Raw genomic sequence first — 20,628 nt, 5'->3', positions numbered from 1 at the left:
GGAAGACAGCATGGAGCAAAAGAAAAAAACAGCCGGAAAGGCTTCCGGCAAATGGTCGATTCTTTTAGGCGCGACATTTTTGATGGCGACATCATCAATCGGGCCCGGCTTTCTGACGCAAACGGCCACGTTTACCAATACATTGGCGGCAAGCTTCGGCTTTATCATTTTAATTTCTATTATTTTGGACATTTTCGCGCAAACCAATGTATGGCGGATTATCGCGGTTTCCGGAAAGCGCGGCCAAGAGATTGCCAATATGGTGCTTCCGGGCGCCGGTTATGCCATTGCTTTTCTGGTCATGCTCGGCGGACTTGCGTTTAATATCGGAAACATCGGCGGCGCGGGTCTCGGTCTTCAAGTATTATTCGGAATCAAACCGGAGATCGGCGCTTTAATCAGCGCAGCGGTCGCGGTGCTGATTTTTGTCATAAAGGAAGCCGGAAAAGTCATGGACCGTTTTATGCAGATCGCCGGCATCGTCATGATCGTATTGACGGTGTATGTTGCCGTAACGACGGCTCCGCCGGTCGGACACGCCGTTGTGAAAACTTTTATGCCTGATCATATCAGTGTGCTGGCGATCGTGACGCTTGTCGGCGGCACAGTCGGCGGGTACATTACATTTGCCGGAGGCCACCGTTTGCTTGATTCAGGCATCCAAGGGAAAGAAGTCATCCCTCAGGTTACGAAAAGCTCCATCACAGGCGTTCTGATTACATCGATTATGCGGATTGCCCTGTTTCTCGCCGTGCTCGGCGTCGTCTCAAAGGGCCTGAGCATTGATCCTGATAATCCGGCGGCTTCTGTATTCCGGCTTGCGGCGGGAAATGTAGGCTATAAAATTTTCGGCGTCATCATGTGGTCTGCCGCTATCACGTCTGTCATCGGCGCCGCCTATACATCGGTATCATTTTTCAAATCATTTTCAACAAAAATCGAAAAGCACTCACATGGCGTAATTATCGGTTTTATCATCGTATCCACTCTTATTTTTGTCACGATCGGCCAGCCTGCCAAAATTCTGGTCGCGGTCGGTTCGCTTAACGGCTTGATTCTGCCGCTTGCATTAGCGATGATTCTGTTGGGCGCTTATAAGAAAAAAATCGTCGGCGATTACAAGCATCCGATCTGGCTCACGATTGCAGGGGCGATCGTAGTGGTTGTCATGGCGGTTATGGGCATCTATACATTATTCACGCAAATGCCGCAGCTATGGAGCTGATGATATGAAAAACAATATGAGTGACATGAGCCCCGAAGAAGTCAGACAGCTGATCAGGAAGGGGCAGATGACCGGGCCGACGGCGGGGATGGCCGCTTCTTACGCACAAGCCAATCTCGTCGTTTTGCAAAAGGATCTTGCCTTTGATTTTCTCTTATTCTGCCAGCGCAATCAAAAGCCTTGTCCGGTGCTTGACGTGACGGATGCGGGTTCACCCGTTCCGGCAATAGCTGCGCAGGGAGCTGATATCCGGACGGACTTTCCGAAATACAGGATTTATCGGCATGGCGTGCTTACTGAAGAGGTAACGGATATTACGCCGTATTGGAAGGATGATGATGTCGGGTTTTTGATCGGCTGCAGTTTTTCATTCGAGCAAGCTCTTATCAATCAGCACATTCCAATCAGGCATATTGATGAAGGCGTGAACGTTCCCATGTATAAAACAAATATTGACTGTGTTCCCGCCGGCCCGTTTTCGGGAAAGATGGTCGTCAGCATGAGACCGATTCCGGAAAGGCTTGCAGTCCGGGCGGCGCAGGTCACGTCACGTTTTCCCGCCGTGCACGGCGCCCCCGTCCGCATCGGAAATCCGCAAAGCATCGGTATCAGCGATTTGCAACAGCCGGATTTCGGAGATGCCGTAACGGTGCGGGAAGGTGAAGTTCCCGTATTCTGGGCCTGCGGCGTTACACCCCAGGCGGTGACCATGGAAGCAAAGCCTGACATCGTAATAACACATTCACCGGGGCACATGCTGATCACCGATATACGAAATGAATCGCTTGCTGTCCTGTAAGTGAGAAAGAATACAACGAGGTGATGACAATGATGCAGTATAGCGGAAATACAGCGCTTGATATACAGCCGTACGGTGATTCCGCCGTTATCATCCGCTTTGGCGGGCACATCAGCGAAGAGGTCAACAGCCGGGTGCATGCGGCGGCAGCCTGTATGGAAGAACGGCCGTTTCCGGGCTTCGTTGAATGTATTCCGGCATTCACAAGCTTAACGATCTTTTATGATGTGTATGCCGTCTCAAACATAAAAAAAGGCGTCTCTCCTTTTGCCCTGGTCAAGAAAGAAGTGACAGAACGTCTCAGTCATATAATGACAGACCGCCAGGAAGAGCGCCGGGTGATGGAAATCCCCGTTTGCTACGGCGGTGATTTCGGTCCTGATTTAGAAGAGGTCGCTGAGATGAACGATCTGACCCCGGAAGACGTCATCCGTATTCATACTGAAGGCGAATATCTCGTTTATATGCTCGGATTTGCACCGGGATTTCCGTTTTTAGGAGGAATGTCTGAGCGGATCAGAGCGCCGAGAAAGGCGTCGCCAAGGCCGTCCATCCCGGCCGGTTCAGTAGGAATCGCGGGAATGCAGACCGGTGTGTATCCGATATCCACTCCCGGCGGCTGGCAGCTGATCGGCAGCACCCCGCTCCGGCTTTTCAGGCCGGAAGAACATCCGCCGAGTCTTTTGAGAGCGGGCGATACGGTGAAATTCGTCCGGATCACGGCAGAGGAATACAGCCGCATCAAGGAGGGAGCCGAATGAGTATGAAAGTGGTAAAGCCCGGTCTCTTGACGACGGTTCAGGACACGGGGCGGACGGGTTATCAGAAATACGGTGTGCTGGGAAGCGGCGCAATGGATACGATCTCTCTGCGCATCGCCAATCTTCTTGCCGGAAATCAAGAAAAAGAGGCGGGGCTTGAAGTTACGCTTATGGGGCCCGGGCCTTCCTTTGAATTTTCAGAACGTGCGGTTATTGCCGTCACGGGAGCTGATTTTGCCCTTCATATTAATGGGGAGCCCGCTCCTCTGTGGAAACCGGTTTTGATAAAGGAAAACAGCGTCGTCTCATTCGGGCCGTGCAAGATGGGGAGCCGCGCATATCTCGCCGTCGCGGGGGGATTTGACGTGCCCGCCGTCATGGAAAGCAAAAGCACGTATGTCAGAGCGGGGATCGGCGGCTTTTGCGGAAGAGCGCTGCAAAAAGATGATGAGCTGCCGCTCGGCCGTATGACGCCATGTTCGGAATCAATCGCGTACCGTCTGAGCGATTCTTTCGGACAGCATGGTTTCTCAGCGCCTGATTGGTCTGTCAGCAGCAGAGGATTTCTGCCGCTGAAAAAAAATCCGGTCATACGAGTGCTTGAAGGCGCTCAATTTCACGCTTTTACAGAAGAAGCAAAATTGCGTTTTTATCAAGAGTCATATACGGTCACGCCTCAATCCGACCGAATGGGCTACCGGCTGAAGGGCGCTCCGCTTGAATTGCGGGAGCCGCTGGAGATGGTGTCTGAGGCCGTGACGTTCGGAACGGTGCAGGTGCCGCCGGACGGCAATCCGATTATTCTGCTGGCTGACAGACAGACGACGGGGGGCTATCCGCGGATGGCGCATATCATATCCGCCGATCTTCCTCTCGTCGCCCAAACGATGCCGGGGGAACATATCACGTTCCGGGCCGTTTCGCTGGAGGAAGCGGAAATGCTGCTTTTGGAGAAGGAACAGCAGCTGAAGGAGCTGAAAGCAAGGCTCAAAATGGAATGGCTGATCTGACAAAGGGGCTAAAGACCATGGAAAATAAAAACAAAACCGTCATCAAATCAATGGAACTGCTTCATTTGTTTCTGACTGAACCGAGCCTGAGCTTAAATGAACTGGTTTTTCTATCGGAGATGCCGAAGACCTCGGTTCACCGGATGGCAAGCTCACTGGAGGAAACGGGGTTTCTCACCCGGGCGGCGGACGGCCGTTATCAGCTTGGTCTGATCTTTTTACAATTCGGCCAGCTCGTCTCTGAACGTCTGGATATCAGGAAAATAGCCAAACCGATTATGGAAGAGCTGTGCGGCGAAGTGGATGAGGCCGTTCAGCTGATCATGAGGGACGGGGATGAAGCTATTTACGTCGAAAAAATTGAAGGCACCCAAACCGTCCGCCTGTATACGGCAATCGGCCGCCGGTCGCCGCTGTACGCGGGAGCGTGCGCCAGAAGCATTCTATCGTTTCTGCCAAAAGAGGAGATTGACACATACATTCAGAAGACAAAGCTTGCCGCAATCGCCTCAGGCACGATGACGGATCGGGCTGAACTGCTTCAATCTATTGAAAGATCTTTACAATCAGGTTTTACGATCAGCTATTCGGAATTAGAAGATTACACGGCGGCGATCGGGGCGCCGATTTTCAATCACGAAGGTAAGGTGGCTGCCGGAATCAGCATCGCCGGCTTCGAAGCCCGGTTTTCAGAGGACAGGCTGCCGTATTTAACCGAAAAGGTCAAAAACGCCGCACAGCATATTTCTGAGAAATTGGGTTATTGACCGAGCCAATTTTTCTTCACTCGCGTACATTACAATATCGATAGTAACGAGTGGAGGAAAGTAAATGGGACTTGTTTATACGGCGCTGGGGGATTCTTTGACGACGGGAAGGGGATCCGGGCCGTTTTCCGCCGGTTTTGTCCAGCGGTTCGGGCGTATGATGGCAGAAGATTTACAGACAAGAACCGACGTATCCATCTTTGCCAAATCAGGCCTTGAGACGGGAGAAATTCTCGGGCTTATGTCCTTGCCGTACATTCAGAGGCGGATTCAGGCTGCTGATATGATTACGATTACAGGCTGCGGCAACGATTTGATCGATTCGGTTCAGGCATATCAGCAAACATCGGACGCTTCGGTGTTCACCAGCGTGTCCAGTCACTGCCATGAGAACTTTGAAAAGATGATAGCCAAGATCGCTGCCTTAAAAGGGCCGCACCCGTCTCCTTATGAGATCCGCGTTTTCAATTTATACAATCCTTTCCCGGGCATCTCCATTGCAGAAAAATGGATATCCTCTTATAATGCGCACCTCAGCACACTCGCATCGGCGCCGCACGTCAAAATCGCCGACGTCCACAGCGCTTTCAAAGGAAAAATGAATGAATATCTCTCTCATGACCGCGTACATCCCAACAGCAAGGGATATGAAGTCATGGCATGCGTCCTGCGGGGGCTCGGATACGGAAGCCTCGCCCGCTCATAACCGCGCGCTCCTTTTCATCGGGAGCGCGCTTTTCGTGCTCCTTAAAACAAACTTAAAATTGTCCGACTTTCGTTCTATCCGCGCAAAAAATACGCTAGAATAATGGGGGATAAAGACAGAAATAGAATTGTGTTCAAAAAATGATAACAGAAAGGATGGATTGCTTTGCTGCGCGCCTTAAAACTGTCACTCGCGATGCTGATTATTATACTTGCGGCCGCCGCATTTACGTATGCGGAACATACCTCTGTCATACAGCCGGTTATGCTCGTGTTTCTCGGTGCGGTCATGTTCATTCAGGGGCTGGAGGAAAAACGGAAAGAAAACGACGGCTCCGGGAAATTCAATATCTATACCGCCGTTTTTGTATGGTCAATCTCCTTAATCGGTTTTACGCTTCACGCGATCTGAGTCTGATAGATCCTGAAAATGCTCCACAACGGGAAATGGTGAATAAAAACGGTGCAGTAAGGCTTTCCATTCCTGATATTCCGGCGATCCGCGAAAGCCTTTTGTATGATCTTCTAATGTCTCCCATTCCACAAGCAGCAAATATTTATGCGTCTTTTCCATACATTTGGACAAGGAATGGGACAGATAACCTTTCATACCCGCGATAATCGGCTCCGCCCGGCGGAATGCCTCTTCGAATTCCCCCTCAAGACCTTCTTTTACATAAAGCATGGCTGCTTCTCTGATCATCTGAAATTCCCCCTTTTTTTAATAGATACATTGTATAAGAATATGGCCCGTGATGGCCGGAAAAACAAAAAAATTTTAAACACTATGAGAAAAAAATCCTTGCCAGCCTGATTTGGTTTAGGAGAAAATAACAGTTGGAAGGCAGGGGAATAGACAGTGAAAAAAGGGTTATACCTATTACTTTTACTCGCAGGAATCATAGGTTTGATCGGCTGCTCGAAAACGGAATCGGCCGAAGACAGAATGAAAGATTTCGTAAAAGACTGGAACAGCGGTCATTACGATAAGATGTACCAAAGTCTCACCCAGGATGAAAAGAAAAAGCTATCCAAAAAGGATTTTGTAAAACGATATGAAACCATTTATGAACAAGCAGGGGTCAAAAATCTGAAAGTCACTGCCGAAAAACAGGACGAAGACGACAAGAAAAAAGATGACCTCCAGCACATCGATTATAAGGTCAGCATGGATACAAAAGCAGGGAAGGTCGCTTTTGAAAACACGGCCGTCCTGAAAAAGGAAAAAACAGACGATGGAGAATCATGGAACATCGACTGGAATCCTTCTTTTATTTTCAAACAGCTTTCCGATGACAAAACCGTGCAGATCGCAAATGAAGAACCGAAGCGCGGACAAATTTACGACAAAGACGGAAAAGGTCTCGCCGTGAATACCGAGGTGCCGGAAATCGGCATTATCCCTGGAAAACTCGGTAAGGATAAAGACAGCGTGATCAAAAAACTGTCTGAAAAACTGGACCTTTCTGAAGACGATATCAAAAGCAAACTGAACCAGGGCTGGGTAAAAGACGACTCCTATGTCCCGATTCAAAAAATCAGACCGGATGATGAAAGCAAGGTCAAAAGCCTGCTCGCATTAGACGGCGTGACGAAAACGAAAGTCAGCTCCCGCTACTATCCGTACGGCGAAAAAGCGGCCCATCTGACCGGCTATATTAAAACCATCACAGCGGAGCAGCTGAAAAAAGCGAAAGACGGCCAATACAGTGATACTTCCAAAATCGGCATCGCCGGCCTTGAGAATGTATATGAAGACAAGCTGCGCGGCACGGCCGGCTGGAAAATTTACGTCCCGCAAACAGGTGAGGTCATTGCTGAAAAGAAAGCCGAAAGCGGGCAGGATATTCATGTAACGATTGACATGAAAACGCAGACGAAGCTGTATGATTCTATGAAAGATGACAGCGGAGCGGCAGTCGCCCTCGAACCGCAAACGGGAGAGACACTCGCGCTCGTCAGCGCACCGTCTTATGACCCGAACGGCTTTATTTTCGGCTGGAGCGGCAAAGAATGGAAAAAGCTGAATGAAGATAAAAACAATCCGTTTTCAGCGAAATTCAACAAACTCTATGCGCCGGGATCAACGATTAAACCGATTGCCGCGGCAGTCGGCCTGACAAACGGCACATTGAAAGCGTCAGAAAAGAAAAAAATCACCGGAAAAGAGTGGCAGAAAGATTCAAGCTGGGGCGGTTACCATGTCACACGCGTATCAGAGCGCCTGAATGAAGTGGATCTCGAAAACGCGCTGATCACATCGGACAACATCTACTTTGCGCAAAATGCCATAGATGCCGGAGCGGACGCGTTTACAAAAGGATTAAAAACATTTGGCTTTGATGAAGAGATTCCGTACCAATTTCCGATTGAAAAGTCTTCAATCGCTAACGGCAAGCTTGATTCCGAGATCCTTCTCGGAGATACGGGCTACGGCCAGGGGCAGATGATGATGTCTCCGCTGCACTTAGCGGCTGACTATACCGCATTTGTAACAGACGGAAATCTCGTCAAACCGACATTGATCAAAGACGGAGAAAAAACACCGCAAATCTGGCATAAGCAAGTGGTATCGAAAGCCAACGCCGAAGAAATCACAAAAGGGCTGAGAGGCGTCGTTGAAGATCCGCGCGGCTCTGCATATCAGCCGGCCGTAAGCGGCATTACCGTAGCCGGAAAAACCGGTACAGCCGAGCTGAAAACGTCTAAAGAAGATAAAGACGGCAAAGAAAACGGCTGGTTTGTCGGTTACGATTATAAAAAGAAAGACCTTTTGATCGCGATGATGATTCAAGACGTCAAAAAACGCGGCGGAAGCCATTACGTCGTTGAAAAAGCGAAAAAGCAGTTTCAGAATCATTAAATGACGATTTTTGCGGGCTGAAAGGAAAATCGGCTGCCGAAGCAGAATGAAACAGCATGGGCAATTCCTGAAAACAGAGATACAAGAGGCTCTAAGAAAAAAGGGGGATTTCACATGCAGCGCATTCAATTGGCTGAAGACCTGGAATTTTCAAGAGTGATACACGGGCTTTGGCGTCTGAACGAATGGAATGTTTCAGACGGAGAGCTGCTGAATCTGATTGAATGGTGTATCAGCCAAGGCATCACCACCTTCGACCATGCCGATATATACGGCGGTTATACGTGTGAAAAGCTGTTCGGTGGCGCTTTGTCCCTTTCGCCTTCAATAAGGGAGCGAATCGAAATCGTCACAAAATGCGGGATTGTCATTGAATCACCGGAACGGCCCGGAAACAAGTCGCATCATTATAATACATCGAAGTCTCACATTTTAGCGTCGGCGGAGCAGTCGCTTTTGAATCTGAATACGGATTATCTGGACGTGCTGCTCATTCACAGACCGGACCCGCTTATGGACCCGGAGGCTGTGGCTGAAGCGTTTCACGCGCTGAAAAGCTCGGGAAAGGTCAGATATTTCGGGGTGTCGAACTTTAAAGCGCACCAGTACAGAATGCTCGAATCCTATTTGGATGATCCGCTTATCACAAACCAAATTGAAATCTCGGCGTACGAGCTGGAAAATATTCATGACGGCACGCTGGATTTCTGTCAGGAAAAACGCATTCCGCCGATGGCGTGGTCACCGCTTGCGGGCGGGAGCGTCTTTACCGGACAATCAGATAAGGACCTCCGAATCCGTGCCGCGCTTCGTTCCGTACAGGAAGAAATCGGCGCCGCTTCCATTGACGAAGTCATGTACGCATGGCTGTTCACCCACCCGGCAGACATCATGCCGATTGTCGGCAGCGGAAAAGAGAACCGCATTTCCGCCGCGGTGCGTGCATCCGCGTACAAACTCAGCCATGATCAGTGGTTCCGGATTTATACCGGTGTCCAAGGCTGCGATATTCCATAAACAGAACAAACGCCCGGAAGGTATCTTCCGGGCGTTTGTTTATGTGGTGTGCAATGTCTAAAAACAAGTAAGGTCACTTTGAAGTATAGCCGTGCGGATCAAGAGTAACAAGCGTCATGGCATATTATCTGACACATTTTTCTTTTTCAATACTGTCACACGGCCCAGTGCCAAATTGCCATTTGAAAATGGTTGAATAATCATTGAAAGCGTTTTATATTATAACTTACACCACTTTCCCCGGCAGCACTCCCCATATGCCATACTTCTCACAACTAGAAAATCTGGAGGCGCGTTTCATGTATATGACAGCGAGAGAACAAAAATTAATGAAACATCTTTTACTGCAGAACCGGTACGAGACAGTGCATGAACTGGCGGAAGCTTTACAAGTCAGCACAAGAACCGTTCACCGCGAGTTAAAAACAATCAAACCGATGATGGAATCATTCGGTCTGGCACTTGATAAACAGCCCGGCAAAGGACTGAAAGCGGTAGGAAACCCGGAGGACAAACAAAAACTCCTGTCAGACCTGTCCTATGAACAGTATGAATACAGCGCTGAGGAGCGGAAACTTTTAATTCTATGTTCACTATTAGAGTCTCAAGAGCCGATTAAGCTCTACAGTCTGGCGAACGAACTGCAAGTGACAAACGCGACGATCAGCTATGACCTGGATGAGCTGGAGACTTGGATTGCGCCCTTCGGCTTGACGCTGATCCGAAAAAGGGGCTTCGGCATTCAGCTGACGGGGCCGGAAAATGCGAAACGGAAAATCGTCGGCAATCTCATCGTCAACCGCCTTGATATTCAAAGCTTTTTGGAAGCGGTTGAATTGAATATTAAAGGAAAACCGGACGATGCTGAAAAAATGTTCGGCGTCGTAAATAAAGCGGAACTTTTGAAAATGGACCGGCTCTTAATACAGCTCAAGGAAAAAATCGCGATCGCCTTATCTGACAGCTCATACATGGCGCTTGCGGTTCATTTAACCTTTGCGATGGACCGGATCAGGCTCGGAGAAACCATCACGATGGAGGATTCGGAACTAAAAGCGCTGCAGCAGACGAAGGAGTACGGCTCTGCGCTGGAAATGGCAAAAGAGCTTGAAAAAGCGTTCGGCGTTTCAATTCCGGAAGCTGAGATCGGTTATATCACCATTCATTTGCGGAGCGCCAACCGCAAATACAAAACGGAATTCAAACCGGAAGACATAGAGGTTGAAACGGCCTTGCAAACGAAGCAGCTGATCGGCTTCATTTCTGAAAAAATTAAAATTGATCTGACGGAAAACGGTTCTTTATACGACGGTTTAATCGCCCATCTGGAGCCTGCGATCAACCGGGTAAAAGAAAATATCGACATGTACAATCCGATGACCGAGCAAATTAAACGCGACTACTTTCTGCTGTACATGGCCGTAGAAGAAGGAATGGAAAAATTCTTTCCGGGGCTTCTTTTCTCTGATGATGAGATCGCTTTCATCGTTCTTCACTTCGGCTCCGCTCTGGAAATCAAACGGGAAGAAGCGAAGATCAAAGCGCTGATCGTCTGTTCAAGCGGCATCGGATCGTCCAAAATGCTCGCGTCCAGGCTGAAAAAAGAGCTTCCGGAAATCCGTTCCTTTGATATGTCTTCCCTCATCGAACTGAAGGATCGAGACATCACCGCGTATGACATGATCGTATCCACCGTTCCGATCCCGTATGAAAACATTGATTACGTCATGGTCAGTCCGCTTTTAAACGAAGAAGACGCTGATCAGGTCAAGCAGTACATCAAAAGAAAGATTCCGCTGATTCTTGACAAAAAAAGAAACGGTAAAAGAGAAGAGAAGCAGCCGGAGACGCCTGATATGCTGGAAGCGGCCGGCCGTATGGCGCATTACGCGGCGGTTATCCAAAGCGTGCTGCGGAACTTTTCGATCAAATCGATTGATTCAAACACGGAGTACGAACTGTTTTTAGATCATTTGTTTGCCATGCTGGAGCAAGAAGGATTGGTTCATAATGCCCGAAAAACCGCACAGTGCCTTGCTGAGCGTGAACGACAGGGCGGACTCGGCATTCCGGGAACGGCGATGGCCCTGTACCATCTCAAAAATGAAGAAATTGTCACGCCTTTTTTCAAAATTTATGATTTGACAGCTCCATGCAGTGTCAAAGGCATGGACGGAAATTCCCTGACCGTCGACCGCGCTTTGGTGATGATGGCGCCGGCTGATATGCCCGCTGAAGGGTCGGAAATACTAAGTGCGGTCAGTTCGGCCATCATCGAGTCCGAAGACAGTATAAAAGCCTTCCAGACGGAGGATGAAGCCGATTTATACAAACGTTTAAACAAGCTGTTTTATCATTTTATTCAGGAGAAAGGACAGCGGTAAACAGGAAGCGCACACCTCATGTGGGGTGTGTTTTTTTATGCATGTATGAGGGTAAGGGGAAGGGAAGAAACTAAAAACACGGGACTATTGTATCATTCACCGATGGAATAGTTCTAAAACAAAATAGTTTTACAAGTTATATTTTTTGGTTTAAAATGGGTTGCGTGAGAAAGAAAATCTGACAGAGTTTTTTTGTGATTTATCATTATGGGAGATGAAAATATGGAGACATTACAGCATCTGATTCTGCATGACATTTCAAATAGCGAAGAGATCGAAGCTGTAAAAAGCGGTGCGCATACCCTGACCTACGCGGAATATCGAAAACGAATCAACCAGCTTGCACAAGCGCTTCTTGATAAAGGAATAAAAAAAGGCGACAGAGTGGCGATGCTTTGCAAAAACGGCCACGCGGCATCCATTGTCATGTTTGCGGCACTCGAAATCGGCGCGGTGGTTGTGCCGGTCAGCTGGCAATTAACACCTTACGAAATGAAGGGCATTTTAGCAGCCTGTGAACCGAAAGCTGTTTTTTACGGCACTGAATTTAAAGAGATCATGGAAGAAGTGCTTCCTGCGCTTGCATCTTCTCTTAAACTGAAGGTCGTAACAGGAACAGCTGCGGAGACAACGCCTCAGTTTGACGCTTTATTGACAGGCTCCGGTGAAACACCGGACGTCGAAACGGTGTCTGAAAACGATACGGCATTGCTGATGTTTACCTCAGGTACAACCGGCAATCCGAAACGCTGCATGATCACTCACGGCGGCATATACAACTACGTAAACGCGACATTGGCTTACACGGGGAGAATGCAGCATGTCCGTTTCTTAGCATGCCATCCGAATTACCATACGAGCGCGATTATCTGCCAGATGGTCGGTACGATGAGCGGAACGACATTCATTATGACCGACAATCAGGACCCTGTGGAAAACTTGAAGCTCATCGAAAAAGAGAAAATTCAAACCATCATGGCGCTGCCAGTCTATTTCACATACCTGCTGAAAGCATGGGAAACGCATCAGACTGACATGTCTTCTATCGTTTATATGATGACGGGAGGAACAAAGGTGCCAAGCAGTCTGATCCAACAGTATCTCGACATCGGCATTCCGCTCATGCACGGATACGGAAGCACGGAAGCGTGGGGCATCAGCTCTTGGAATCCGCAAATGGGAATGGATAAAGCCGCTTCCGCGGGTAAACCGATGGAAGAAGTGGACGTCCGCGTTGTAGATCCGGAAACAGGTGAATTCCTTCCGCAAGGTTCAATCGGAGAAGTCGTTGTGAAAAGTCCGTTTTTATTCAAAGGCTACGAAGGTAACGAAGAAGCGACACGAAAAGTGCTGAAAGACGGCTGGTTCCATACCGGCGATTCCGGCTATGTGGATGAAGACGGATTTATCTTTATCACCGGACGTTATAAAGATGTCATCATCTACGGCGGCGACAATATTTATCCCGACCAGATTGAAGAGGTCATTCAGCAAGTGCCGGGCATTCTCGAAACGGCGGTTGTCGGTATCCCTGATCCGCTCTACGGCGAAAAGCCGAAAGCGTTCATCGTGACAAACGGCAGAGAAGGCCTGACAGAAGAAGAAGTGACCCGTTTCCTTCAAGAACGTCTTGCCGCCTTTAAAATTCCGGACATTGAGTTCGTCAGCGAACTTCCGAAAAACAACCTTGGAAAAGTGAGAAAAGACGTGCTCCGCAAACAAGCGGTCCGTTCATAATTGAAAACAAAAACCCGGCTGCCAGCCGGGTTTTTTTCTTGCGTTCCATGTGAAACATTTTACTCCGAAAACATTTTGAACTGTCTCATTCATGTTTATCCGGAAGACTGACGAGGTAGACAAGAAATATGAGATCGAACAAGAAGGAGGAACTTGACATGGAAAACTATCCGAAGGAATTCCCGGCGGAATCACAAAATCGCCAGCCGGGCATTGAGAACGAAATGAATCCGGCGCCTGTTTACGAATACAAAGAATATAAAGGCGCTGACAAATTAAAAGGGAAAACTGCACTTATCACAGGGGGCGACAGCGGTATCGGACGCGCCGTAGCGGTTGCTTACGCGAAGGAAGGCGCGAATGTCGCGATCGTCTATTTTGATGAACACGGTGATGCGGAAGATACAAAAAAACGAGTGGAAGAAGAAGGCGTAAAATGTCTGTTAATCCCCGGCGATGTCGGTGAGGAAGACTTTTGTAATGAAGCCGTTGAAAAAACGGTTGAAGAATTCGGGCGTCTTGATATTCTCGTGAATAACGCCGCGGAACAGCATCCGAAAGAAAGCATTAAAGACATCACAAGCGACCAGCTTCACAGAACCTTTAAAACAAACTTTTACTCACAATTTTATTTGACTAAAAAAGCGATTGATTACATGAAGCCGGGCAGCGCAATCATCAATACGACATCCATTAATCCTTATATTGGCAATCCGCAGCTGATTGACTACACGGCTACGAAAGGCGCAATTAACGGTTTTACGAGATCCATGGCGCAAGCGCTCGTCAACGATGGTATCCGTGTCAACGCCGTGGCGCCGGGGCCGATCTGGACACCGCTCATTCCGGCGACATTCTCAGAAGAAACAGTCGCTTCCTTCGGTCAGACTACGCCGATGGGCCGGGCAGGCCAGCCTGTTGAACATGTCGGCTGCTATGTGCTCTTGGCCTCAGATGAATCATCTTATATGACCGGGCAGACGCTGCATGTCAACGGCGGCGGATTTGTAAACACATAAGGGGGCTGAAGCATGACGATATCGAAACATGATGTGAATGCATACTATCAAAAAGCGGGAATCGTTCTGACTGATGATGAAGTCGAAGACATTCAAATTATGGATTACGGTTTAGGTAAGCTTAAGGAAACCGGGCTTCAGCTGTTTATTTACGTGAATACAGACCGCTACTGTTCGAAAGAATTGGTGCTCTTCCCGCGCCAGACGTGTCCGGAACACCGCCATCCGCCGGTCGGCAGCGAGAAGGGAAAACAAGAGACATTCCGCTGCCGCTGGGGGAAGGTGTATCTCTACGTGGAAGGCGAAAAGACAGAGAACCCAAGCGTCCTCCCGCCGGAAGAAGACAAGGAATACTACACCGTCTGGCATGAGATTGTGCTTGAGCCGGGCGGACAATACACCATTCCGCCGGATACGAAGCATTGGTTTCAAGCGGGAGAAGAAGGGGCGGTCGTCACGGAAATGTCATCGACAAGCACGGATGATCACGATGTTTTCACTGACCCGCGCATTTAAGGATGAGGCTGCACGCCTCATCTTTTTTTGTATGGAAAAAAGTGAATTTACCTGTATAATGGCTAATAAAGGAAAGAAGGTGCGGTCGTGTTTTCCTGTCAAATCCGGGAACATCTGACGATCAGATTGCTTGCCAAAGAAGATACGGACGAATTGTATTCTGTTATGAAGCGAAATCAAAACCATCTCAGCGAATGGCTCAGCTGGGCGGAAGAACTGGCTGATATCGATACGTACCGAGATGTGATCATCCCCGAATGGCGCTATAAATACGCGGAAGAGAATGGGTTTGACGCCGGAATTTTTGTGAAGGGCCGGTTTTGCGGCATGATCAGCATCCATAATGCCGATCCAGTCAATCAAAAAGCAGAGATCGGCTACTGGCTGGATCGAGAGCATGAAGGATTCGGCATTATCACCGCAAGCTGCCGGGCGGTCATCACCCATGCATTTCAGGATCTCGGCCTGAACCGCATCATGATCAGCGCGGCTGAAAAAAACACGAAAAGCAGGGCGGTGGCGGAACGGCTCGGATTTCAGAAAGAAGGACTGACGAGAGAAGGCATTTTCGTACAGGGCGCCTATCATGACACGGTGAACTACAGCATGCTGAAGCGGGAATGGAGCGAAGATCGGCAGAAGAGCACATTTCTTGGTTTAAATGTCTCCCCAATGTGGAAAAGTAACAGCGGAGACGTTAAAAAGGAGTGATTCTTCATGAATCAAAATGAAATCAAAGAAAAAGTGCTTGAAGTACTGGATCATCATAAAGTCGGTTCGCTTGCGACGGTAGAGCAAGGCAAACCGCATTCACGCTACATGACATTTTTCCATGACGGCTTAACGATTTACACGCCGACGAGCAAAGACACTCATAAAGCGGAAGAAATTGAAAACAATCCGAATGTTCATATTCTGTTAGGGTATGACTGTGAAGGATTCGGTGACGCTTATGTGGAAGTGGCCGGAACCGCCAAATTGAACAACTCAGCCGATTTAAAAGAAAAGCTGTGGGATCCGAAACTGGAACGCTGGTTTGACGGAAAAGACGATCCGAACCTTGTGATTCTGGAAATTGAACCGAAGCAGATCAAGCTCATGAACGCGGGTGAAAAAACGCCGGCCGAGCTGGAACTTTAATAAATCATTTGATTATTCAGGGGCAATCTGTTATACTTAATTGCTAAGTGACAACATGCAAATAAAAAAGAAAGTAAACTTCTTTTTTCTGTTTTGATATAGAAGCTTCAGGCTTCAACGGACAGCTTGAAAAAAAGCTGAGCTTATTCTTTTCCTTCTGACATTCGCCCCTAACGAAGAGATGGAAAAAAGACTTTTTGTTTTACAATTCACACCGGCGCGGCTTCGGAGCCGCAGTGACGATTGAGAGGTAGGGCTTTCGTTGTCTTGTGTTCAAGAACTTCCATGGTGTTTACTTTCGAAGAATGATTCTGTCGGAACTGTTTATACGAATCACCCGCGGGCTAAGGCGGGCAACCATATATTATTTATTTGCGTAAGAAAAGAATAAGACAAAACCGCGCCGGGCATCCGGGCGGTTTTTTTATGTAACCGGCCGAAACCTCGCCGCAGTCTGCAGAGTCTAATCAGTAGAAAAGATTTGGAGGAATCATACATTGCACGTTATTACTTCACAAGTACTGTTTATCTTCTGTTTTCTGCTGCTGATACATTCGATTGAAACGCTTGCCTATGCAACACGCCTTTCCGGCGCAAGAGTCGGATTTATCGCGTCCGCGCTGTCATTATTTAATGTCATGGTCATCGTGTCGCGCATGTCAAACATGGTTCAGCAGCCGTTTACCGGACATCTGATTGATGCTGCCGGATCAAACGCCCTGTCTCTTGTGGGCGCCCAGTTTCGATTTTTAATATTCGGCTCCACGGTCGGAACGATACTCGGCATCTGTCTTTTGCCGACATTCGTCGCGTTATTCACCAGGGCGATTATACACTTGGCGGACGGAGGAGGCTCCGTCATGCAGGTATTTAAAAAAGGATTTTCACTGAACGGGCTGAAGCATGCGCGTTCTTATATCAGACGGCCGTCAGTCTCCTATTTAAAGGGGCTTCAATTCCGAATGATTCCGAAACGCTTGTTTGTCATTAATATGGTCATTACGTCTATTTACACGATCGGCGTTCTGTCCGCTCTGTACGCCGGCCTTTTGGCGCCTGAGCACAGCACGACGGCCGTGATGGCATCAGGCTTAATCAACGGAGTTGCGACTATGCTATTGGCTGTGTTTGTTGACCCGAAAGTATCCGTACTGGCAGACGATGTGGCGAAGGGTAAGCGCAGCTACGTCTCCTTAAAATGGACATCATTGACGATGGTGACATCAAGGGTGGCGGGCACGCTTCTCGCCCAGCTCGTGTTCATCCCCGGCGCTTATTATATTGCCTGGGTGACGAAATGGATGTAACGCATGAAAAAAGCTCCTCTTCTGCAGAGGAGTTTTTTTATTGATAATTTCTCAGGCCGCGGTCATAAATAAAATTACCGAACGGAATAAAGGCCGCGATAAAACCGGCGGCTGACCATTTCACATGCCATTTGACAGTAAACGCCGCATACGCCAGCACCGCCAGATAAATGATAAACAAACCGCCGTGAATGGAACCGGCAATGGTGACGGCGAGCGGATGATGAGCCCAATACTTCAGCGGCATCGCGATAAACAGCAGCACCAAAAGCGACATTCCTTCAATAAACCCCATCGTGCGAAGTCTGCCGATCGGCGTGTGTAACATACAGCTCCCTCCTGTCGGACATCTTTTTCCTCTATACTATAAGCAAAGGGCAGTCCTAATATGACCATTTCGCGTCAGTTCCTAAAAAACCTTTATTAATTCAGCCTGTTGTTCTTGTCATTTTTCGGATTTCTCTTGATAATATAGCCAAAAGGGTAAGGAAGGACTACAGTCATGAAACTAGATAATGTTGATCTGAGCATCATTAAAGAGCTGCAGCGGGACAGCCGCCTGTCCATGCGGGAGCTTGGCAGAAAAATCAAATTGTCAGCCCCGTCCGTCACAGAGCGTGTCAGACAGCTTGAATCTTTCGGCGTTATTAAGCGCTATACATTGGACATTGATCAAAAAAAGATCGGGCTTCCCGTCTCCTGCATTGTCGAAGCGACGGTGAAAAACGGAAAATACGATCAATTCAAAACCTACATTCAATCCATTCCCAACATTGAATTTTGTTTTCGGGTCGCCGGGGCGGCGTGTTATATGCTGAAGATGAACGCGGACAGCCTGGAAACGATCGAACACTTCATTAACCGCACCTCTCCGTATGCCCAAACCGTGACCCACGTCATTTTCTCAGAAATTGACACAAAAAACGTCCTCGATTAGAGAGAGCGTGAGGAAGTCTGTTATAATAACAGGATGATTGTGAAAGAAAGAGAAGTGAAAAGCATGTCAAAAACAGTTGTATTAGCTGAAAAACCTTCAGTCGGCCGGGACTTGGCCCGCGTGCTGAAGTGTCATAAAAAAGGAAACGGATATCTTGAAGGCGACCGCTACATCGTCACATGGGCGCTCGGACATCTGGTAACGCTCGCTGACCCTGAAGGATACGGCAAAGAATTTCAATCATGGCGGCTTGAGGATCTGCCGATTATTCCGGAGCCTTTGAAGCTCGTCGTCATTAAAAAAACAGGAAAACAGTTCAATGCGGTCAAAGCTCAGCTTGTCCGAAAAGACGTCAGCCAGATCGTAATCGCTACAGACGCAGGACGGGAAGGGGAGCTTGTGGCCCGCTGGATTATCGAAAAGGCAAACGTCCGCAAATCGATTAAGCGGCTGTGGATTTCCTCTGTGACGGATAAGGCGATTAAAGAAGGATTTCAAAAGCTCCGCAACGGCAAAGAGTACGAAAACCTGTATCATTCCGCCGTTGCCAGAGCGGAAGCGGATTGGATCGTCGGCATCAACGCGACCCGCGCCCTTACGACGAAATTTAACGCGCAGCTGTCATGCGGACGCGTCCAGACTCCGACACTGGCGATGATCGCCAAGCGTGAAGCGGACATTCAGGCGTTCAAACCCGTTCCTTATTACGGTCTCCGTGCGGCGGCTGATCAGATGACGCTGACATGGCAGGATAAAAAAACAAAGCAGACTAGAACATTCGATCAGACGGTGACCGGCCGTTTGGCAAAAGACCTGCAAGGAAAGCCGGCAGTCATTTCAGAATTGAAAAAAACGGCGAAGAAAAGCTTCGCACCCGGTCTTTACGACTTGACGGAATTGCAGCGGGACGCTCATAAGCGCTTCGGTTTCTCCGCAAAAGAAACGCTGTCCGTGCTTCAAAAGCTGTATGAACAGCATAAGCTTGTCACTTACCCGCGGACAGATTCCAGATTCCTTTCCGCAGACATCGTGCCGACTTTAAAAGACCGTTTAAACGGCATGGAAGTTAAGCCGTACGCGCAATACGTCAATCAAATACTGAAGCGGGGCGTCAAAGCGCATAAAGGATTCGTCAATGATGCGAAAGTATCGGATCACCATGCCATTATTCCGACAGAGGAGCCGCTGATCCTTTCAAGCCTCAGCGACAAAGAACGAAAGCTTTACGATCTGATCGCCAAACGTTTTCTCGCCGTGTTAATGCCGGCGTTCGAATACGAAGAAACAAAGGTCACAGCCGATATCGGCGGCGAAACATTTACCGCAAAAGGGAAAACGGTTCAATCGCCTGGCTGGAAAGCCGTGTATGATATGTACGAAGATGACGACGATCATGAGGAAGACAAAGACCAGACGCTCCCGGATCTTCAGCAGGGTCAGCGCCTCACTGTCTCATCACTGAAAGAAACGAGCGGACAGACGAAACCGCCGGCGCGCTTTAATGAAGGCACGCTGTTATCCGCAATGGAGAACCCAAGCGCCTTTATGCAGGGAGAAGAGAAGAACCTTGTGAAAACATTGGGTGAAACCGGCGGACTCGGAACAGTCGCCACCCGCGCTGATATCATTGAAAAACTGTTCAACAGTTTCTTAATCGAGAAAAAAGAAAAAGATATTTTCATTACGTCAAAAGGGAAGCAGCTCTTACAGCTCGTCCCGGAAGATTTAAAATCGCCGGCCTTAACCGCTGAGTGGGAGCAAAAGCTCTCCGCCATCGCAGCGGGCAAACTGAAATCCGCCGTGTTCATTAAAGACATGAAAACATATGCGGGCAAAACGGTGAAGGAAATCAAAAACAGCAGCCAGACTTTCAGACATGATAACATTTCAGGCACCGCCTGCCCTGATTGCGGCAAAATGATGCTTAAAGTCAACGGCAAACGCGGCACGATGCTCGTATGTCAGGATCGTGAGTGCGGCAGCCGGAAAACGCTGGCGAGAAAAACAAACGCCCGCTGTCCGAACTGTCATAAGAAAATGGAGCTTCGCGGCCAGGGCGAAGGCCAAACCTTCGCATGTGTATGCGGCCACCGGGAGAAACTGTCCGTCTTTGAAAAGCGCAAGGCGAAAGATAAATCCGGACGCGCATCCAAGCGGGACATCAACTCTTATATGAAAAGCCAAAACAAAGAGGAGCCGATGAACAACGCGCTGGCAGAACAGCTGAAAAAACTCGGCCTGGATAAATAGATCAGTGAAAGGCAGCATTTGTAAAGAAATGCTGCCTTTTGTTGTGTTTTTAACTGTAATGGGGATACGATCCAGACGAAGAGGGAAAAGGTGAGCAGGCGGCGCTCCCATTTAAAATTTCCCAATGTGAAAAAATGCTAGTATTCTTTTATCGTTTCCTATATAGTAAAAATACTTTGTGAAAAAATAAG

General features: G+C 48.5%; 20 protein-coding genes. 18 read left to right on the top strand and 2 right to left on the bottom strand.

What is annotated here, in order from left to right:
• Positions 1-10 precede the first annotated feature (10 nt).
• The 7 genes from BXO87_RS17020 to BXO87_RS16990 all read left to right on the top strand — a co-directional run bounded on the left by BXO87_RS17020 (position 11) and on the right by BXO87_RS16990 (position 5,679).
• Positions 11-1,225, top strand: coding sequence for an NRAMP family divalent metal transporter (locus tag BXO87_RS17020; protein WP_029326223.1), 1,215 nt, complete (start codon positions 11-13; stop codon positions 1,223-1,225).
• A gap of 4 nt (positions 1,226-1,229) precedes the next feature.
• Positions 1,230-2,024 (top strand): putative hydro-lyase, encoded by a 795-nt coding sequence (locus BXO87_RS17015; RefSeq protein WP_038456969.1) that lies wholly within the window; start codon positions 1,230-1,232, stop codon positions 2,022-2,024.
• Positions 2,025-2,053: 29 nt separating this feature from the next.
• The gene (gene pxpB / locus BXO87_RS17010; RefSeq protein WP_017419259.1) at positions 2,054-2,785 is read left to right on the top strand and encodes a 5-oxoprolinase subunit PxpB; all 732 of its coding nucleotides are present in this window, start codon (positions 2,054-2,056) and stop codon (positions 2,783-2,785) included.
• Between the two features lie 2 nt (positions 2,786-2,787).
• Positions 2,788-3,795, top strand: coding sequence for a 5-oxoprolinase subunit C family protein (locus BXO87_RS17005; RefSeq protein ID WP_139337734.1), 1,008 nt, complete (start codon positions 2,788-2,790; stop codon positions 3,793-3,795).
• 17 nt (positions 3,796-3,812) lie between these two features.
• Positions 3,813-4,562, top strand: a complete 750-nt coding sequence (locus tag BXO87_RS17000; protein ID WP_038463610.1) for an IclR family transcriptional regulator — start codon at positions 3,813-3,815, stop codon at positions 4,560-4,562.
• A 64-nt stretch (positions 4,563-4,626) separates the two neighbouring features.
• Positions 4,627-5,268 carry a spore germination lipase LipC gene (gene lipC / locus BXO87_RS16995; protein ID WP_007609458.1) on the top strand — a complete coding sequence of 214 codons (642 nt, stop codon included), beginning with the start codon at positions 4,627-4,629 and terminating at the stop codon, positions 5,266-5,268.
• A gap of 195 nt (positions 5,269-5,463) precedes the next feature.
• The gene (locus BXO87_RS16990; RefSeq protein WP_369719110.1) at positions 5,464-5,679 is read left to right on the top strand and encodes a YczI family protein; all 216 of its coding nucleotides are present in this window, start codon (positions 5,464-5,466) and stop codon (positions 5,677-5,679) included.
• Here BXO87_RS16990 and BXO87_RS16985 read toward each other — a convergent pair.
• A complete protein-coding gene (locus BXO87_RS16985; protein WP_003156282.1) occupies positions 5,650-5,970 on the bottom strand; it encodes an antibiotic biosynthesis monooxygenase family protein in 321 nt (106 codons plus the stop codon). The genes BXO87_RS16990 and BXO87_RS16985 overlap by 30 nt on opposite strands.
• A gap of 156 nt (positions 5,971-6,126) precedes the next feature.
• On the opposite strand from BXO87_RS16985, the gene BXO87_RS16980 reads away from it, so the two are divergent.
• From BXO87_RS16980 to BXO87_RS16940, 9 genes are all read left to right on the top strand, one after another.
• Complete coding sequence (locus BXO87_RS16980; RefSeq protein ID WP_038463613.1) at positions 6,127-8,130, top strand: penicillin-binding transpeptidase domain-containing protein; 2,004 nt, start codon at positions 6,127-6,129, stop codon at positions 8,128-8,130.
• 114 nt (positions 8,131-8,244) lie between these two features.
• Positions 8,245-9,147, top strand: coding sequence for an aldo/keto reductase (locus BXO87_RS16975; RefSeq protein WP_038456976.1), 903 nt, complete (start codon positions 8,245-8,247; stop codon positions 9,145-9,147).
• A gap of 299 nt (positions 9,148-9,446) precedes the next feature.
• The gene (locus tag BXO87_RS16970; RefSeq protein WP_038463616.1) at positions 9,447-11,531 is read left to right on the top strand and encodes a BglG family transcription antiterminator; all 2,085 of its coding nucleotides are present in this window, start codon (positions 9,447-9,449) and stop codon (positions 11,529-11,531) included.
• 222 nt (positions 11,532-11,753) lie between these two features.
• Positions 11,754-13,268: a class I adenylate-forming enzyme family protein gene (locus BXO87_RS16965; RefSeq protein WP_038463619.1), complete on the top strand. Its 1,515-nt coding sequence runs from the start codon at positions 11,754-11,756 to the stop codon at positions 13,266-13,268.
• Positions 13,269-13,426: 158 nt separating this feature from the next.
• The gene (locus tag BXO87_RS16960; protein WP_038456980.1) at positions 13,427-14,287 is read left to right on the top strand and encodes an SDR family oxidoreductase; all 861 of its coding nucleotides are present in this window, start codon (positions 13,427-13,429) and stop codon (positions 14,285-14,287) included.
• A gap of 12 nt (positions 14,288-14,299) precedes the next feature.
• Positions 14,300-14,803 carry a D-lyxose/D-mannose family sugar isomerase gene (locus BXO87_RS16955; protein ID WP_038456982.1) on the top strand — a complete coding sequence of 168 codons (504 nt, stop codon included), beginning with the start codon at positions 14,300-14,302 and terminating at the stop codon, positions 14,801-14,803.
• An 87-nt stretch (positions 14,804-14,890) separates the two neighbouring features.
• Positions 14,891-15,514 carry a GNAT family N-acetyltransferase gene (locus tag BXO87_RS16950; protein WP_038456983.1) on the top strand — a complete coding sequence of 208 codons (624 nt, stop codon included), beginning with the start codon at positions 14,891-14,893 and terminating at the stop codon, positions 15,512-15,514.
• A gap of 6 nt (positions 15,515-15,520) precedes the next feature.
• Positions 15,521-15,943: a pyridoxamine 5'-phosphate oxidase family protein gene (locus BXO87_RS16945; protein ID WP_003156270.1), complete on the top strand. Its 423-nt coding sequence runs from the start codon at positions 15,521-15,523 to the stop codon at positions 15,941-15,943.
• 497 nt (positions 15,944-16,440) lie between these two features.
• Complete coding sequence (locus BXO87_RS16940) at positions 16,441-17,250, top strand: lipid II flippase Amj family protein (RefSeq protein ID WP_007609475.1); 810 nt, start codon at positions 16,441-16,443, stop codon at positions 17,248-17,250.
• Between the two features lie 37 nt (positions 17,251-17,287).
• Here the strand turns inward: BXO87_RS16940 and BXO87_RS16935 are convergent, their stop codons facing one another.
• Entirely contained in the window at positions 17,288-17,578 is a 291-nt protein-coding gene (locus BXO87_RS16935) for a DUF3817 domain-containing protein (RefSeq protein WP_003156265.1), read from the bottom strand.
• Positions 17,579-17,752: 174 nt separating this feature from the next.
• Here BXO87_RS16935 and lrpC point away from each other — a divergent pair, with 174 nt between their 5' ends.
• Positions 17,753-18,187 carry a transcriptional regulator LrpC gene (gene lrpC, locus BXO87_RS16930; protein ID WP_007410180.1) on the top strand — a complete coding sequence of 145 codons (435 nt, stop codon included), beginning with the start codon at positions 17,753-17,755 and terminating at the stop codon, positions 18,185-18,187.
• Between the two features lie 63 nt (positions 18,188-18,250).
• A complete protein-coding gene (locus tag BXO87_RS16925) occupies positions 18,251-20,437 on the top strand; it encodes a DNA topoisomerase III (protein ID WP_038460655.1) in 2,187 nt (728 codons plus the stop codon).
• Positions 20,438-20,628: the final 191 nt, after the last annotated feature.

The organism is Bacillus sp. GZB (assembly GCF_001975995.1).
Lineage (GTDB): Bacteria > Bacillota > Bacilli > Bacillales > Bacillaceae > Bacillus > Bacillus velezensis.
Note: the sequence above shows the minus strand (reverse complement) of the source record. Positions and strands in the feature narration are given on the sequence as shown.